Source organism: Pseudomonas sp. 2848 (assembly GCF_003253945.1).
Lineage (GTDB): Bacteria > Pseudomonadota > Gammaproteobacteria > Pseudomonadales > Pseudomonadaceae > Aquipseudomonas.
Map to the genome: position 1 here is coordinate 71,600 of NZ_QKZD01000012.1, position 15,517 is coordinate 87,116.

General features: G+C 57.7%; 16 protein-coding genes. 7 read left to right on the plus strand and 9 right to left on the minus strand.

Annotated elements, in window-relative coordinates; genetic code table 11:
* Position 1: 1 nt before the first annotated feature.
* From DFS21_RS21910 to DFS21_RS21920, 3 genes are all read left to right on the plus strand, one after another.
* The gene (locus tag DFS21_RS21910; RefSeq protein ID WP_111533101.1) at positions 2 to 1,444 is read left to right on the plus strand and encodes an McrB family protein; all 1,443 of its coding nucleotides are present in this window, start codon (positions 2 to 4) and stop codon (positions 1,442 to 1,444) included.
* Positions 1,444 to 3,186: a DUF2357 domain-containing protein gene (locus DFS21_RS21915; RefSeq protein ID WP_111533102.1), complete on the plus strand. Its 1,743-nt coding sequence runs from the start codon at positions 1,444 to 1,446 to the stop codon at positions 3,184 to 3,186. The genes DFS21_RS21910 and DFS21_RS21915 overlap by 1 nt, the downstream gene beginning before the upstream one ends.
* A 397-nt stretch (positions 3,187 to 3,583) precedes the next feature.
* Positions 3,584 to 4,663, plus strand: coding sequence for an endonuclease domain-containing protein (locus DFS21_RS21920; protein WP_111533103.1), 1,080 nt, complete (start codon positions 3,584 to 3,586; stop codon positions 4,661 to 4,663).
* A 263-nt stretch (positions 4,664 to 4,926) separates the two neighbouring features.
* On the opposite strand, the gene DFS21_RS21925 is transcribed toward DFS21_RS21920, so the two are convergent.
* Both DFS21_RS21925 and DFS21_RS21930 read right to left on the minus strand, forming a co-directional pair.
* Positions 4,927 to 5,190, minus strand: a complete 264-nt coding sequence (locus tag DFS21_RS21925; RefSeq protein WP_111533104.1) for a DUF3077 domain-containing protein — start codon at positions 5,188 to 5,190, stop codon at positions 4,927 to 4,929.
* 129 nt (positions 5,191 to 5,319) lie between these two features.
* Complete coding sequence (locus DFS21_RS21930) at positions 5,320 to 5,571, minus strand: hypothetical protein (protein ID WP_111533105.1); 252 nt, start codon at positions 5,569 to 5,571, stop codon at positions 5,320 to 5,322.
* Positions 5,572 to 6,198: 627 nt separating this feature from the next.
* On the opposite strand from DFS21_RS21930, the gene DFS21_RS21940 reads away from it, so the two are divergent.
* Together DFS21_RS21940 and DFS21_RS21945 are read left to right on the plus strand one after the other, a co-directional pair.
* Positions 6,199 to 6,393: a DUF3077 domain-containing protein gene (locus tag DFS21_RS21940; RefSeq protein WP_111533106.1), complete on the plus strand. Its 195-nt coding sequence runs from the start codon at positions 6,199 to 6,201 to the stop codon at positions 6,391 to 6,393.
* 141 nt (positions 6,394 to 6,534) lie between these two features.
* A complete protein-coding gene (locus tag DFS21_RS21945) occupies positions 6,535 to 6,999 on the plus strand; it encodes a hypothetical protein (RefSeq protein ID WP_111533107.1) in 465 nt (154 codons plus the stop codon).
* A 121-nt stretch (positions 7,000 to 7,120) separates the two neighbouring features.
* Here the strand turns inward: DFS21_RS21945 and DFS21_RS21950 are convergent, their stop codons facing one another.
* Together DFS21_RS21950 and DFS21_RS21955 are read right to left on the minus strand one after the other, a co-directional pair.
* Positions 7,121 to 7,510 carry a hypothetical protein gene (locus tag DFS21_RS21950; protein WP_110698253.1) on the minus strand — a complete coding sequence of 130 codons (390 nt, stop codon included), beginning with the start codon at positions 7,508 to 7,510 and terminating at the stop codon, positions 7,121 to 7,123.
* The gene (locus DFS21_RS21955; protein WP_110698251.1) at positions 7,507 to 8,070 is read right to left on the minus strand and encodes a hypothetical protein; all 564 of its coding nucleotides are present in this window, start codon (positions 8,068 to 8,070) and stop codon (positions 7,507 to 7,509) included. Before DFS21_RS21955 ends, DFS21_RS21950 begins: the two co-directional genes overlap by 4 nt.
* A 304-nt stretch (positions 8,071 to 8,374) precedes the next feature.
* On the opposite strand from DFS21_RS21955, the gene DFS21_RS21960 reads away from it, so the two are divergent.
* Both DFS21_RS21960 and DFS21_RS21965 read left to right on the plus strand, forming a co-directional pair.
* Entirely contained in the window at positions 8,375 to 8,584 is a 210-nt protein-coding gene (locus DFS21_RS21960; protein WP_110698248.1) for a hypothetical protein, read from the plus strand.
* 18 nt (positions 8,585 to 8,602) lie between these two features.
* The gene (locus DFS21_RS21965; protein ID WP_256591494.1) at positions 8,603 to 9,070 is read left to right on the plus strand and encodes a type II toxin-antitoxin system YhaV family toxin; all 468 of its coding nucleotides are present in this window, start codon (positions 8,603 to 8,605) and stop codon (positions 9,068 to 9,070) included.
* Positions 9,071 to 9,107: 37 nt separating this feature from the next.
* On the opposite strand, the gene DFS21_RS21970 is transcribed toward DFS21_RS21965, so the two are convergent.
* From DFS21_RS21970 to DFS21_RS21990, 5 genes are all read right to left on the minus strand, one after another.
* The gene (locus DFS21_RS21970) at positions 9,108 to 10,052 is read right to left on the minus strand and encodes a carbohydrate kinase (RefSeq protein WP_111533109.1); all 945 of its coding nucleotides are present in this window, start codon (positions 10,050 to 10,052) and stop codon (positions 9,108 to 9,110) included.
* A 41-nt stretch (positions 10,053 to 10,093) separates the two neighbouring features.
* Positions 10,094 to 11,584 carry a xylulokinase gene (gene xylB, locus DFS21_RS21975; protein WP_111533110.1) on the minus strand — a complete coding sequence of 497 codons (1,491 nt, stop codon included), beginning with the start codon at positions 11,582 to 11,584 and terminating at the stop codon, positions 10,094 to 10,096.
* A 16-nt stretch (positions 11,585 to 11,600) separates the two neighbouring features.
* Positions 11,601 to 13,076: a mannitol dehydrogenase family protein gene (locus DFS21_RS21980; protein WP_111533111.1), complete on the minus strand. Its 1,476-nt coding sequence runs from the start codon at positions 13,074 to 13,076 to the stop codon at positions 11,601 to 11,603.
* A 365-nt stretch (positions 13,077 to 13,441) separates the two neighbouring features.
* A complete protein-coding gene (locus DFS21_RS21985) occupies positions 13,442 to 14,554 on the minus strand; it encodes an ABC transporter ATP-binding protein (protein ID WP_111533112.1) in 1,113 nt (370 codons plus the stop codon).
* 126 nt (positions 14,555 to 14,680) lie between these two features.
* Positions 14,681 to 15,514: a carbohydrate ABC transporter permease gene (locus DFS21_RS21990; RefSeq protein WP_046856056.1), complete on the minus strand. Its 834-nt coding sequence runs from the start codon at positions 15,512 to 15,514 to the stop codon at positions 14,681 to 14,683.
* Positions 15,515 to 15,517 lie beyond the last annotated feature (3 nt).

Genomic DNA, 15,517 nt, shown 5'->3' on the forward strand with positions numbered 1-15,517 from the left:
AATGTCTCTTACCAACGACCAAGTTACAGAGCTGGCACGCGAAGCCATAAAAAAAATGTTCACCGAGCAGGGGCCGGACTTTAAATTTCCCGCAGATGTGATATGGCAAAATATTCGCCCAGGTGTCCAGATCCCCAGTACCGCTCGCCCACATCAACCAAAGCGACTGATGAAGGAGGGGTTGTTGGAAAAAACTGGTGCTATGGCCAAGGCCCAGTCCGAAGCGCGTAATGGCAGCTCGACAGCGGAGTATCGCTTCGGTCCCAGCCTTGTAAGTCGTAAAGCTCCAGCCACGCCACTTTCACTAGCCAATTCAACTCGAGCAAGTGACCTGCTAATTCGGCTTCAATCGAAGATTGAGTCCGAAGGTTATGCATTTTCGGTTGCAGAACTCGCTAATTTTTACTTGGCGATGATGGTGAGCCCATTGGTGATCCTCTCCGGTATTTCAGGTACAGGCAAGAGCTTGCTGCCACGAAAATTCGCAAAATATGCAAAGTCCGAGTTCAAGTTAGTCCCGGTTCAGCCGCAGTGGTCAGACAACAGCGACTTGTTCGGTTATGTGCCAACCCTTTGCCCCTCCGAGTACATCGAAGGAGCACTAATCACCAGTTTAGTAACAGCCAAAGAAAACCCTTCAACTCTTACAATCACGCTGCTTGACGAGATGAACCTCGCGCCAGTTGAACATTATTTCAGCGATTTTCTCAGCATCGCGGAGACCCGACGGCGGGACGCAGGTGCAATCGTTACAGATTCATTGCCGATTGAACTGCCAAAAATCCCAACAGAGCCGCTGAACAAGTATAGTTATTTGGAGAATATTGGCCTGCCCCATAATTTACGTGTTATCGGGACCGCTAATATGGATGAGACGACACACTCATTCAGTCCAAAAGTTCTTGATCGTGCGTTTACGATTGAATTCGACGATCCAGACTTAACCTCCTTTGCAAGCTTTACTGTGACTGCCGAGGAGGACTTTTCGAAGCTTGCCGATTTGATCATTGATGCTAAGAATCCTATCTCAATTCAGGAGGCTTATCAGAACAGTCAAGCACTATTCGATGAAGTGGCCGGCTTACTTCAAGAGGTTCAGAACATCCTCTCTCCGGCCGGCATAAAATTTGGCTATCGCACTCGCGACGCAGTGTTGTTGTACTTACATTTTTGGAAACAGCTTGGATTGGAAGACATCATAAGCGCCAATGCTGCGTTGGACTTCTGCTTGCTTCAGAAAGTGCTGCCAAAAATTTCTGGCAGTGGTGACCAATTGGCGGATGCGCTGTCGACGCTTACAGATTGGCTCAAGCACGAACGGACAAGTGATGGCAACGCGGGGGCTCAAACTTTCCTTGGACCATTCACTCGGAGCCAAAAAAAAACGGAGCGCATGACCAGCCTCCTCGATGTTGATGGTGCGACACATTACTGGGGTACGTGATGCCGCTACTCCTAGAAGCAGATGGCGTGGGCTGGAGGCTGGAAATCGTTGGGAAACTTCCAGAATTGCCTCCCTTCATTGATGTCATTCCGCAATTCTCAGTCGCAGTAACTGGCGTTCTCTCCAGCATGCGGACGCTGGAGCGTACATCCCAACAATTGGTGGCCTCGACCTCAGGTCAATTAATTGAGCCGCTATTCTTTGAGCAAGTCGCTTACGACATCCATCTTGAAAAGTCGTCGGATGTAAGCATTCTGCTGCCCCCAGGAGCGGAGGCTCGTCGAATCCGCCCGAGTTCTGAACACTACGTCATAAATTTCCGAAATAATGTCGGCTTTGCCGACATTCGCATAAATACACCAGAAGGTGTTGTAACTCTTCGCATAGAAGTGTTTTCTCGGAAAGTCGACTACCGGACTGACTACGTTTTGATGCGTGATGATGTATCCAGGATACTTCGTAACTTGGCTATGACGGCGAACGCTAAGAGCTATAGCCTTGCGGCCCCAGATCGAAACCACCGACCTACACTGGTGGAGTGGTTTGCCTTGCTTAAAGGGCACTTTGAGGAGTTAATTAAGTTGACTAATGCGGTAGCCAGAAAGCCGCATAGTGCATTGACCAGTAAAATAGTTAAGAGAAAGACGGAACAAGCACGCAAGCTTTCTCGCCATTCGATCTCACGTGCATTGCGCCGGGGCAATGGAGGGACTGTAATTCCGCGACTGAATATCGCCCTCCCGTGTAAGATTGATGAAGAGTTGACTGCCACTACCTTCGATACCCCTGAAAATCGCTACTACAAGGGATTGTTGAAAGCGACTTATCGAAACGTCCGAACTTTGTCCCGCGTACATCAAACTGCTGATGAGGATGGCGAAAAAGATTCAGAGAGGCGATTCTTTGAATCCATTCGTGTGGAGCTGAATGGGATGGAACGGCGTTTAGAGACAGCTCTAAAAGCACCATTCCTTGCTCTCGTCGGTGAGGGAACTCTGTTACGGCCAAATTCAATGGTCTTCCACAAACATTCGGCTTATTCTCGCATCGATAAGATAGCTAGATTGCTAAATGGCGGGCTTTCATTTACCGGAAATATAGTTCCTATTGGGGTGAAGGATACGGCACTACTTTATGAGTATTGGTGTTTTTTGAAAATTGTCGAGTTGCTCTGCGAGCAGTTTGAATTGGAAGAGCAATCTATAGTTAAGGTTTCTCGCTTCAGAACTACTGTCACGTTGGCGAAGGGGGTCACAGCTGCAATGCGATTCTTGCATCGTCCGACTGGTCAGAATGTTTATGTTATATACAATAGGTTGTTTAATAGACTGCCAACTATCGCGCAGAAGCCTGATAATGTAATTCAAATTGCAAGCGATAATCGATTCTATATATTTGATGCTAAGTATCGGTTGCAGTTTGATAGAGAGTACGTGGAGCAATATGGCGGGCCTGGTCCTACTGTTGAGGATATAAATACCATGCATCGATATCGAGATGCAATTGCTATTCCGCATCCAATGCGCCCCGACGAATACATAACTGGAGTCGTACAAGGCGCAGTCGTATTGTTTCCGCTTCCAGACGAAGCGGCTTACCAGGTGCAAAAATTTTACAAAAGTATTTCTCAGGTGGAAATAGGTGGACTTCCTTTTTTGCCGCGGACTACGAATTTAATTAAAGAAAAGCTTTTAAGAATTATTGATTCTGAGCTGAAATGTAAGGTTAATAGTCCCTCTTAGCTTTCTTGTTAAGCTGAACGGTTGATGTAGGTACTCAAGCTAATTAGCGATCGTGTTGATAGAAGTATGGTACGGGTTGGTAATGCTCTCCCAGTAGTTATCAGGATTGGGAGTTTGCTTTAGCTTGGTAAACGTACGGATAGGCCAGCCATGGAGGGTTAGTGCAAGTGAGCAAAGCACCTGAATGAGCGCAAGAACTAGATTCGGGCTGACTTGGCTTGATCTAAATTGAAAAGTTAAGTACCTTAAAGGGAAGAAAGCGTATTTTTAGTTAAAATCTGCAGTTGTTTTTTCTTGGTTTTCTGTAGCTGTTTCCACAGGGGCGATCCAAGTGATTGTAGTAAGAACCTTAACATCCAAAGGGCTTGGTGCAGCCATAGGTACTAAGGACAATTCAATGGAAGATGAAGCAGGTGACATTCAAAATCGACCAAAGGAACTGGAGGTGCTCCCCAACTACACTGATTTTCCTGACGAAAATTTCATCATAAAACTCGAGCATTCCACTGGGGAGTTTCTGGCGCACGACTTGCGTGAATTAATTGGTAGTCAGCCTGTAGAAGGGAAAATCCTAAGCCTTATGGGCGGTGAGTTTGACATAAATCCACCGAAAGAGGTGATAAAATTCTACGGTAAGCGTGGTGATGATTTTCAAATGGTAAACATTGTCGTCAGCTGTTACGCATTTGATAGAATTGACGGGCAATTGGTAGGCTTGCCATATCACATTTCTTTACGGCCCGCTCAAAAGCGTGGAAGCCCGCAGCATACTGGGCCAGGTACTATAGATGCACTTGATCTGGAAACCCTTCGCGATGGCTTTCCGCGATATATGGGATATAACCCATTTTCGAATGCTTTTGGCTTATTTGTAAAGGGGGCCATGGCAGTGCCGAAAGGTATGCATACTGATGTCGTTGGTATCGTGTATAACTCTTATTTCGTTTCGTCGAAGTATGATCGAAAAGATGTTCTGCTTCCGGCGAGTTGCATTGGCCTCCTCGGCGCTCGTAATGCGCTGTTAAAGGATTATCAGGACTTTCGCTGCGAGCACTATTTTAAACATTTCAAAAAAACAAAGCCCAGAAAGATCTGGGGGTGCGACTCTCCGATCGAACTATTTCTTTTGCAAGGAATGGGGGCCCTCGGGCTACGCCCGCAACTGCAAGTTATGATTTTTCCAGATGGATCGACATTTCCTCTACTGCACGAAATGTGGAGGGATGGGAGAAGAAGTAAGGCTTTTGCAAAAAAGATCACTGAGGTTGATTTCTACTTTGAGAGCAATAAATTAGCAGTGTTTTGCGACTCGGTAGCATATCATTCGTCAGAGGAAGCTATCGCGAAAGATAAAGCGATTGACGAAAAATTAGAACGGATTGGAATAAAAAGCTTGCGTATTAGTGGTCCCGATATTATGAGGTCACCCATGGAATGTGCTAAATATGTTCAGGAATGCTTGAATAGTAGGGTGTAATTGTCGATATCCAGTTCTCGAGAGTGCGTTAAAAGTCTCAAGCTATATCGCAGCGATATTTTGTGCTAGTTTATTAGTTTTTTACGGAAAGCAGCCGAGCCGCGATCAGGCAAAAAACAGGCAAGGAAGCGAATTGCGCTGGTTGCCAATGAGCATCCGAGCCTGTTTTCAACGCAGCATGGTCCGAGAGCTGGCACTTTTGTACTAGGCTAGAAGTGCAAGCGTACTTGTTGTACATGATAAGCCCGTAACAGCCTAAAATTTCAATACATCATGCCCAGCTCGGCATCGTCGAGTAAGGCTTTGGCCAAGGCGCAAAGGTAGTGAGATGCCCAGATCAGCTGAGGTTTGTCTTCCATCACACCGTCGACGGTCAAGTCCCGTGCGCAGCCCAGCAACTCGGAAGCCTGTTCTCTGGCATGCTGACAAGGGATTCCGGCTTCGATGCGGAACAGCGGTTGGGTCTGATTTTCCCCTTGGTAGAAGGTGGTCTTGCCTACTGTGAACTTGGTGTCGTCTGAGCACATTTTTCGATCTCCTTCAAATTCTTGCTGTCTAGTCTGGTCAGCTCCTATAAACAGCTCGCTTTCACACTCTGCGAAGTGTTGTAGGCATTTTTATAATGTTTCCGCGACAGCGCTATGCTAGTCAGTAAATTATTGGCTATTACTAGAGGGGCTGGGGCCGCTAGGCACCTGTAACTGGATCAGTGCAGACTCAAGCAATGCTTTAAGCGCCTCTATCTCATGCATCGACGCCATCATCAGAATCGACACCGGCGACTTGGGCTGTAATAACAATGCCTGTTGCACAACTGTCTCCGCACACAGAGCGTAATCAGTGGCCTGGATCAGAGTATCTTCAAGGGTGAGCAAACTGTGAGGGGGATCGGGAACGATCTTAAGCATGGTGTGGCTCCTGTCGTGATGGAGCAACCACCTAACGCGGCTAAACGAATAGGTGGCAGCTGTACGCGGGTTAGCCGACCGGGACGTCAGGCACCCGGCGCACCCGAAGGTGCCCCACGTACAGCCGCCATAAAGGCGCAGATGTCGATTACTCGGCATTGCACGGCTGTGGTGTCTGACGATGTCGGGCGGCTAAACCCGGTCGTTGAATAGCAACGACATGCCGAGACTAGAGCTCACTGTTGGCGCGTGCAACGGAAAATCAGCGGAGAGAGTATCTTTGGGAAATGGACTACAAGGAAGGGGCAAAATCTGATTTTTCACAACAATACCTTCAACGCCGCTTACCTGTAGCGAGCCGCATGCTCAAGTTAAATCACTAACTTTTGTGGCTTCTGCATAAGCCGGCATTTCGATAACTATCACCCGTGGCACCCGATTTTATGAGGGTGGGGTGAAGCGTGTTACAGCGTTCGTGGGCAAATGGTAGGTCTATGCCTAACCGCGAACAGGTGATAACTACCGCATGGATTGTGTAGGTAAGCATCGCATCAATGGTTTAATGGTTGAGCATCACCATACCGGTAAGACTGTCTGAACTAAGTTAGGCGATGACAGGGAGGTGGTGTGCGATACCCGCTGTTCCGAGTGGTGGCGGGGCATCCGCTGGACCATGCGGTGGAGCAGGCGACCGTGCTGATGTGTGCGGTGCACAAGATCAGTGATCTGGCGATGGTGGAGACTGATCGTCTGCCTATGCTGTTGACGGCGGTGCATTACCTCAGTGGCATGGCCAAGGCGTTGGCCCAGGATGTGAATTGAGTACATCGCCAAGGCAATGTTGCCTGGGCGCTTTCCCATTCTGACGTTGTGAGGGAATATTCAGCTGCACTAATCCAGCGCCACTGAGCAAGGTTGTGCGCTGTACCGCCGACGACACCGCTTTCAGCTATAGGCCCGCCCATGGATGCGACCATCGAACTGAAGATCAAAAACGCACTGCACGATCTCTTCGCCGCTGTCGGGCAACTGCAGGCGGCCTATCCTGGCAAGCCTTTTACCCTGGACGGCAGGTTGGTCGGCGATATCGGCGAGGTGGTGGCGAGCCTGGCGTACAGGCTGACGCTCAATGACGGGCTCACCAGGCATCACGATGCGCTTTGTGATGCGGGGCGTAATGTGCAGATCAAGACCACCTTCGGCACCACACTGACATTCCCCGTGCACCACGTGCCTGACTATTACCTCGGTATCCGCATGAACCGGGACGGCACGTTTGAAGAGGTCTACAACGGTCCGGGCTACTTGATTCAGCAGCAACTGGCTGGGCGTAGGCCTACGCGTACGGGGTTGCATGGGAATCTGATGGCCATGCTCAGGCGGCTAAATGGCACGGTGGCTGAGCAGGATCGGATACCGCGGCGTTGAGCGGGGTTGATTTGGCAGGGTAGGCCTCCAGCTCGCTACGAAGCAGGCCAAGTGGTGGATGTGGCTGCGCCGGTGTTCGCGGGCAAGCCCGCTCCCACAGGATTTGTGTTTCGCCTTGTCGCTATGGTGCCAGGTTCACCCCGTTACAGCGGCCCTTGGTGGAGAAATCGTTAATCTGCCGCGCCTTGTTCACCGACATCAGGATCGTGCAGCCGCCAGGGTGGGCCACGTCGTCCCAGTAATTGGTGTGGACCATCACGTTGCCTTGCATCTCGGCGGTGCTGCCGACCACCTCCTTTTGCACGTAGGTGGTATCGCGGTACCAGCCCAACTGCACCCCACCGCCGTCGGGCAACGGCTCCATGCGCATGGGCGGGCCGAAGAAGTCGATGGCCTGCTTGGCGTCGCGCCCTTGCCATTGGTTGCCTGCCATCAGCTCTGGCAGGGTCGGGATGCAGCCGGCCAGCGCAGGCAGCAACAGGCCAAGGATCAGCAGATGGCGTGTGCTCATCGTGGGGTGTTCGCCAGCATGTCGTCCAGCTCCTGCACCGCCTGGCTGTTGGCCTGCACGCCAATCAACTGGATGAACATGGCCTGGATGGTGGCGACCATCTTCGCCGCCGGCATCTTGCCGATCGACAGCATCTGGTTGCGCGCGCGGTTATCGGGGGCGCAGACGAAGGCGAAGGTGCGCTGCAACCAGTAGTCCTTTGGTGCGGCCCAGTCTTTGGCATTGGTTTTCACATCGCGCACGGCGCCGTCGAAGCGGCGTATCGCCCGGGCGCTGTCCAGGCGGATCTGCCGCTGTTTGCATTTGACCTGCACCTCGTAGGCGGCGAGGGTCGGGAAGGCCGGGTCTTCAAACAGTTGCATGACCTGGGCCGATTGCACCCCGCCGGGCTTTTGCAGGATGCCGGCGGCATCGGCGACGTAGACCTCGTTGTGCAAGCGTTCCCCTTTGCCGTAGATGATCCAGTAGTCGCCTGAGGCGGGGGCGGCGAGGGCCGGGGTGCTGCAGGTGAGGGCCAGGATGGCCAGCCATTGGCAGAGGGGTGGAGTTTTGTGACCCATGGAGTCCTTTCCTGGTTATTGTAATCAAGAAGGGACTATACGAGCGCTGGGTGAGCAGGGTCGATTAGGGCGGTTGTGCTAATGGCAAAGGGCCTGTGGCGTTCAGATGCGGTAATACAGAGCGTCCGTGAAAAGTTAGAGCAGGCGCCTGTGCCGATTGATCGGCAAAGGGTATGTAGTCCCGTTCTGAAACATGTAACGGTGGGCTTGGCCCTGATTTCCCTCAAGCGATTCTGCTGTACCATTCCCTTGGTCAGACCGCACATGCGGCAGCTGTCGCATGGTCCGGATGAAGGAGCAAAACATGTCCAAATCAAGGGTAAAAGTGGCCCTTCTAGCCGCCGAGCGCGAAGCGCAGGAGGCCAAAAGAGCCTTTCTCGAGCTTGTGCATGCTGACATTACCGAACACCCCGAACGTATCCAGCCCATTCCGGCATCGTTACTGAATCGCATGGCGCATCTTCGGGCCCGGGCGCAAACGAATCGCGAGCGTAACGAGCTGCTAGAGGGTTGAGACATGCCGTCAGGGACGATGACGATAGTCAACGACTGGGCGCTGTTCGGCCATCCGCTTTTTCTCGGACGCTTCGAAGCGCTGATTGCCGAAGCTGAGATACTGGCTGCTAAAGACCCGAACGGATTTCATCAGCATCCCCATTTCAAGCTTCTGGAGAAGGTCGATACCTCCATCATGGAGCGCGTTCCGGAAGATCCCAGTTCCAGGATCTACCTTCAGGGCAATACGCTCGGCAAAAATTGTCGGCACTGGCGCAGGGTGAAAGCCGGGCTTCCCAATCGATATCGCCTTTTCTTCCAGTACCGTTGCGACGCACCTAAAAGCATTATCTATGCATGGCTGAACGACGAGGCGACCCTTCGCAAAGATGGCTCTCGAACCGATGTCTATGCGGTTTTCAGGGGAATGCTCAAGCATGGCGCGATGCCGGGCACCTTCGCTAACCTTCTCGAGGCATCCCGCCCAGTGCCTGAGCATGGCTGAGCAAATCTGTTCCTTTTCGATGAAGCCAACCGGCCTCTCAGTTCAAGGGCGTCAGTTCGCGTTCGAACGGTAGTACTGGCCCAGACCGTGAACAGGTAACCGCTGCGGCACGGATTGCGTAACTCAGTACTGCGTCGATCATTGCGCGATCGAGCGTCGCCAACGTTGTTGGGTTGTCCTTGCCCAGCCGCGACAGGCAGGCAAGCACCGCCGCCTGGAAAGTATCACCAGCACCCACTGTATCGCTAACCGGCAACGAAGTATCCGCCGGACGCTGCCATGACCCATGCGCGCAATGCACGCTGGCACCGTGAGCACCATGGGTGATGAACACCAGCCGGCACCGTTCGTTCAACCAACCTCGGGCCACGTCACGCGCTTCTCGACCTGGATAGAGGATGCCGATGTCTTCCTCACTGGCCTTGATCACATGCGCATGCCCAGCAAACGCCTCCACCTGCCGTCGCCACAACGCCACATCCGGCTGCGGATTAAGCCGCACATTCGGATCCAGGCTGATCAACCGCCGGTCCCGCTCGCGCTCCACCAGCGCCATCAGCGTATCGGCCACGGGCTTCACCACCAGGGTGTACGAGCCCACATGCAGCCCCCGCACACGCTCATTCAGCACCGGCAAATGCTCCAACATCACCTGCCGATCCGCACAGCCTTCACCGCGAAACTGATACTGCGCCGAGCCATTGGCATCCAGCCCGACCATCGCCAGGGTGGTCGGCGCATCGCTGGTCACCACATAGCGGCAGTCCACCCGTTCCTCTTCCAGCACCCGGCGCAGCCGGGCACCGAGGTAGTCGCTGGACAACCCGCCAAATAACGCCGACGCCGCGCCCAGCCGACGCAGGCCGACGGCCACGTTGAACGGCGACCCGCCGGCAATCGCGGTAAACCCCAGCTCGTTGCTGCGGGTGCTGTTTTCCAGGCTGAAGACATCGAACAGGGCCTCGCCACACACCAGGTACATGCAGTTCTCCAGAACGATAGATAAGGGCAGGATACCTGCGCTCAGTGCGCAGGCAGTTGATCCCCGTAGCGTTGATAAGCAACCTCGTACTCGGCCTGTTGCGCCGGGCGGGGCAGGGTTCGGGTGCTTTCGTCGAGGGCGACGCAGCGTTCGCACAGGGCTTCGAGGCTGTCGCCCTGGCCCAGCTGGCGGCCGAGGCTCCAGGCGGCCTGGATCGCGGCGCCCAGGGCGGCGGCTTCGGTCTGTTGGGGGCATACCACCGGCAGGCCGAGCAGATCGGCCAGTGTCTGGCGCCACAATGGGCTTTTCGCCGCGCCGCCGACCAGGCGGATTTCGCTGCCTGGCAGGCCGCTGGCGCGCAGCAGGTCGAGGCCGTAACGCAGGCTGAAGCAGGTGCCTTCGAGCACGGCGCGGCAGAGGTTGGCGCGGGTCAGGTTGGCGCTGGTCATGCCGTGCAGGTTGGCCGTGGCTTCGGGCAACGCGGGCACGCGTTCGCCGTCGAAGAAGGGCTGCATCAGCAGGCCGTCGGCGCCGATCGGGGCTTGGGTGGCGAGCTCAGTGAAGCGGTCGAGGTCGAGTTCCAGCAGGTCGCGCACCAGGGCGCAGGCGCTGGTGAGGTTCATGGTGCAGATCAGCGGCAGCCAGCCGCCGCTGGAGGCGCAGAAGGTCGCCACTTCGCCCTGGGCGCTGACGTGGGGCTGGTCGGCATGGGCGGCCAGGGTGCCGGAGGTGCCGAGGCTCAGGGTGATCATGCCGGGGGCGATATTGCCGGTGCCGATGGCGCCGAGCATGTTGTCGCCGCCGCCAGTGGCTACCCAGGTCTGTGGGCTCAGGCCGAGGGCAGTGGCGGCCTGCGCGCGCAGGGTGCCGATGCAATCGCCGGATTCGACTAGCTCAGGCAGCGCAGCCAAAAGACGTTCGCCCGGCTCGATGTGCTGAAGAACATCAGGCGCCCAGGCGCGACGACGCACATCGTAGTAGCCGGTGCCGGAGGCGTCGCCGGGCTCAGTGCAGACGCGACCGGTCAGCCAGTAATTCAGGTAGTCGTGAGGCAGCAGGATATGGGCGAGGCGGGCGAACAGTTCGGGATGTTGGCGCTGGGTCCACAGCAATTTGGACAGGGTATAGCCCGGCGCGATGACCAGCCCGAGGCGTTCGAGCGAGCCTTGGGCGCCGCCGAGGGCATCGAGCAACTCCGCGTTCTCGGGCGCGCTTTCGGTGTCGCACCAGAGCTTGGCCGGGCGCAGCACCTGGCCTTGGGCGTCGAGCAGCACCAGGCCGTGTTGCTGGCCGGACACCGCCAATGCGCGAATGGCCTGGCCATCCACGCCGGCATCGCGCAAGGCAGCGGACACTGCCGTGCGCAGGGCTTGCAGCCAGTCGACCGGATCCTGCTCGCGCCGGCCATCGCGACCTTGGGGCGGTGCATGGGCAGCGCTGCCCAGGCCCAGCACCTGGCCGCTGCCGGCGTCCAGCACCAGGGCCTTGGTGCCCTGGGTGCCGCAGTCGATGCCGAGGAACAGTCCATCCATTTCGAAAGCCTCCGTGTCAGTCGCCGAGCACCTGGCGCAGGGTTTCACTCACGCCGACTTCGCGCAAGCTGTCGTACAGGCGCTCGAAGGCGCTGACGAAGGCTTTGGACGCGGGGATCGCCGTGCCGAAGATCGCCTCGTCGCCGAGCACCCGGGCAGCCAGGCCGTCGCGCTGTGCTACTCGGGCCTGGCAGTCGGCGGCGCGGGGGTCGGGGATGCTGTAGCGCGTGCCCTGTTCGTCTTCGCCGCGCAGGTACAGGGCCCAGGCGGCTACCACCAGGGCCACGCGCTCCAGGGGCTTGCCGTCGGCGATCAGGCGGTTGGCGGTGGGCACGATGAACTTGGGGAATTTCGACGAGCCGTCGGAGCACACGCGCTCCAGCTGGTCGGCGATGGCGCGGTTAGCGAAGCGTTCGGTGAGGCTGTGCTTGTAGCGCGTCAGGTCGATGCCCGGTACCGGGGCCAGTTGCGGGGTGACGTCCTGGTCCATGAAGGTGCGCATGTAGCGCTGCAGCAGTGGGTCGGCGAGGGTTTCGTGGACGAAGCGGTAGCCTTGCAGAAAGCCCAGGTAGGTGAGGGCCAGGTGGCTGCCGTTGAGCAGCTTGATCTTCATTTCTTCATAGGGCGTGACGTCGTCGGTGAACTGCACACCGACCTGCTCCCAGGCTGGGCGGCCGGCGACGAACTTGTCTTCCACCACCCACTGCAGGAAGGGCTCGCATACCACTGGCCAGGCATCGTCGACGCCGTGGCGTTCGAGCAGCTGCTGACGGTGGGCGGGGCTGGTCATCGGGGTGATGCGGTCGACCATGGCATTGGGGAAGCTGACGTGGCCGTCGATCCAGCGGGCCAGGTCGTGGTTCTGCAGGTGGGCGAAGGCCAGCAGGGCCTTGCGGGCGACGTCGCCGTTGTGCGGGAGGTTGTCGCAGGACATCACCGTGAGCGGCCCGCTGCCGGCCTCGCGGCGGCGGCGCAGGGCTTCGCAGAGGAAGCCGAACACGCTCTGCGGGGCTTGCGGGTTGGCCAGGTCGTGCTGGATCTGCGGCAGGTCGGCGCGGAATTCGCCGGTGCTGTCGTCGATGCAGTAGCCGCCTTCGGTGATGGTCAGCGAGACGATGCGGATGTCGGGTTCGGCCAGTTTGGCCAGCAGCGCTTCGGCGCCGTCCTCGGCCAGCAGCATGCCGTTGATCGCGGCGATCACGCGGACCTGGGTGTCGGGCTGGTCGCCCAGTTCGAACAGGGTGTAGAGGTGGTCTTGCGCGGCCAGGGCATCGCGCATGGCGCGGTCTTCGCGGCGCAGGCCGGCGCCGCAGATGGCCCAGTCGAGGCCTTCGCCCAGGTTCATCAGGGCGTCGGTGTAGGCGGCCTGGTGGGCGCGGTGGAAGCCGCCGACGCCGATGTGCACGATGCCCTGGCGCAATTGGCTTGGGTCGTAGGTGGGGCGGGCTACGGTGGGGGGGAGGTGGTTGAGGTTGGGGTGGTTGAGTTTCATGCTGGAGCGTTCCTTATCGAGGTCAGGTTGGATCGCGTGATGGCGGCGAAATGCTTGGCGGGAGCCTTGTGGCGTTATTGAGATCGAGCGCCGCCCACGCGGCGCATCGCGGGACAAGCCCGCTCCCACATTTGTTTCGGGCCAATCACTCCTGGGCCATTACCTGGTCCGCTTTGTTCGTACGACGCGGTTTCAGTGTGGGCACCACTGCCGCTCCGCCTGTCTCAAGGCATGCGCCAAGGCGGGCAGAGGTACCCTCACAGGACTCACTGGCCCGAAACAGATGTGGGAGCGGGCTTGTCCCGCGATGCGCCGCGCGGGCGGCGCTCGATCTCATAGGCGCCACAACCCTCTCGGCGAACACCTCAGGCCACCTTCTGCGAGCGCTTGTCGATCGCCTGCCCATTGCTATCAAACAAATGGCAATGGCCCGGATCAAAGCCCAACTCCAGCCCCTCACCAAACCCCGGCGCGAAGTCCCCGCGCACGCGCACCGTGAGCATCTCGCCGGACGCGGCGCGCACATGGCAGTAGCTGTCGCTGCCCAGCCGCTCGCTGACATCGGCCGTCACCTGCAGCGAGCCCGGCGTGCCCTGGCACACCGGGCTGATGCTCAGGTGCTCGGGCCTGATCCCCAGGGTCACCTGGCTGCCGGTATGCAGCTCGCCCGCGCACAGCGGCAGGGCGATGCGCGCACCACATTCGAGTGCCACCTCGCACTGGTTGCCCTGGTTACGGCTCAGGTGTCCGCGCAGGAAGCCCATCTTTGGCGTGCCGAGAAAACCCGCGACGAACAGATTGGCCGGATGGTGGTACAGCTCCAGCGGCGAGCCCACTTGCTCGACGCGTCCGCCGTTGAGCACCACCACCTTGTCGGCCAGGGTCATGGCCTCGACCTGGTCGTGGGTCACGTAGATCATCGTCGCGGCCAGCTCCTGGTGCAGGCGCGCCAGCTCCAGGCGCATCTGCACGCGCAGGGCGGCGTCGAGGTTGGACAGCGGCTCGTCGAACAGGAAGATCTTCGGGTTGCGCACGATGGCGCGGCCGATCGCCACCCGCTGGCGCTGGCCGCCGGAGAGCTGGCGCGGCTTGCGTTCGAGCAGCGGTTGCAGCTCGAGGATGCGCGCGGCGTTGTCGACCTTGGCGGTGACTTCTTGCTTGGCGACGCCGGCCAGGTCCAGGGCGAACGACAGGTTCTTGCGCACGGTCATGTGCGGGTACAGCGCATAGGTCTGGAACACCATGGCCAGGTCGCGCTTGGCCGGGGCGGTGTCGGTGATGTCGGCGCCGTCGAGGGTGATGCTGCCGCTGCTGACCTCCTCGAGGCCGGCGATCAGGCGCAGCAGGGTGGACTTGCCGCAGCCGGAGGGGCCGACGAACACCACGAACTCGCGGTCGCGCACGTCCAGGTCGATGCCCTTGATGATGGCGTGGCCATCGAAGCCTTTGTGCAGGTTGCGGATTTTCAGGTCAGCCATGGCTAGTCACCTCTGTGGTGGCCGGTTGATTGAATGTGGGTCTGTGGGGATCACTGGCTTGCAAAGGGGCCGCTTTGCGGCCCATCGCTGGCAAGCCAGCTCCCACAAGGGAATTGCGAAGCCAGGTCATTTCACAGCCCCGAAGGAGAGCCCGCGCACCAGCTGCTTCTGGCTGATCCAGCCAAAGATCAGGATCGGCGCGCAGGCCAGGGTCGAGACGGCCGAGAGCTTGGCCCAGAACAGCCCTTCGGGGCTGGAGTAGGAGGCCACCAGCGCGGTCAGCGGGGCGGCGGCGGACGAGGTCAGGTTGAGCGACCAGAACGCCTCGTTCCAGCACAGGATCAACGACAGCAGCAGGGTCGAGGCCAGCCCGCCGCGGGCGATCGGCAGCAGCACGCGGACGATCTCCTGCCAGGTGCCGGCGCCGTCCAGGCGCGCGGCTTCGAGGATGTCCACGGGGATGTCCTTGAAGTAGGTGTACACCATCCACACGACGATCGGCAGGTTGATCAGGGTGTAGACGATGACCAGCGCCAGGCGCGAGTCGAGCAGGCCGAACTGCTTGGCCAGCAGGTAGATCGGCATCAGCACACCCACCGGTGGCAGCATCTTGGTCGACAGCATCCACAGCAGCGTGCGCTTGGTGTGGCGGGTTTCGAAGAAGGCCATCGAATACGCCGCCGGCACGGCGATCAGCATGCACAGCAGGGTCGCCGAGAACGAGATCAGTACCGAGTTCCAGGCGTAGGCGAAGTAGTCGCTGCGCTCGTTGATGTGCAGGTAGTTCTCCAGCGTCGGCGCGAAGATGAACTGCGGCGGCGTGGCGAAGGCGTCCAGCTCGGTCTTGAAGCTGGTCAGCAGCATCCAGAAAATCGGGAAGAAGATCACCAGGGCGATGGCCCAGCACAGCAGGCCGAGCAGGGCGTTCTTCAGGGTGCGGGTTTGCTTGAGTGTCAGCATGGC

Bases quoted from the DNA above. Each gene is read 5' to 3' on its own strand.
- DFS21_RS21915 (WP_111533102.1), top strand. From the start codon at position 1,444: ATGCCGCTACTCCTAGAAGCAGATGGCGTGGGCTGGAGGCTGGAAATC.
- DFS21_RS21925 (WP_111533104.1), bottom strand. From the start codon at position 5,190: ATGTGCTCAGACGACACCAAGTTCACAGTAGGCAAGACCACCTTCTAC.
- DFS21_RS21990 (WP_046856056.1), bottom strand. From the start codon at position 15,514: ATGCTGACACTCAAGCAAACCCGCACCCTGAAGAACGCCCTGCTCGGC.
- DFS21_RS21955 (WP_110698251.1), bottom strand. From the start codon at position 8,070: ATGGGTCACAAAACTCCACCCCTCTGCCAATGGCTGGCCATCCTGGCC.
- DFS21_RS21950 (WP_110698253.1), bottom strand. From the start codon at position 7,510: ATGAGCACACGCCATCTGCTGATCCTTGGCCTGTTGCTGCCTGCGCTG.
- DFS21_RS21930 (WP_111533105.1), bottom strand. From the start codon at position 5,571: ATGCTTAAGATCGTTCCCGATCCCCCTCACAGTTTGCTCACCCTTGAA.
- DFS21_RS21945 (WP_111533107.1), top strand. From the start codon at position 6,535: ATGGATGCGACCATCGAACTGAAGATCAAAAACGCACTGCACGATCTC.
- xylB (WP_111533110.1), bottom strand. From the start codon at position 11,584: ATGGATGGACTGTTCCTCGGCATCGACTGCGGCACCCAGGGCACCAAG.
- DFS21_RS21965 (WP_256591494.1), top strand. From the start codon at position 8,603: ATGACGATAGTCAACGACTGGGCGCTGTTCGGCCATCCGCTTTTTCTC.
- DFS21_RS21960 (WP_110698248.1), top strand. From the start codon at position 8,375: ATGTCCAAATCAAGGGTAAAAGTGGCCCTTCTAGCCGCCGAGCGCGAA.
- DFS21_RS21980 (WP_111533111.1), bottom strand. From the start codon at position 13,076: ATGAAACTCAACCACCCCAACCTCAACCACCTCCCCCCCACCGTAGCC.
- DFS21_RS21985 (WP_111533112.1), bottom strand. From the start codon at position 14,554: ATGGCTGACCTGAAAATCCGCAACCTGCACAAAGGCTTCGATGGCCAC.
- DFS21_RS21970 (WP_111533109.1), bottom strand. From the start codon at position 10,052: ATGTACCTGGTGTGTGGCGAGGCCCTGTTCGATGTCTTCAGCCTGGAA.
- DFS21_RS21910 (WP_111533101.1), top strand. From the start codon at position 2: ATGTCTCTTACCAACGACCAAGTTACAGAGCTGGCACGCGAAGCCATA.
- DFS21_RS21920 (WP_111533103.1), top strand. From the start codon at position 3,584: ATGGAAGATGAAGCAGGTGACATTCAAAATCGACCAAAGGAACTGGAG.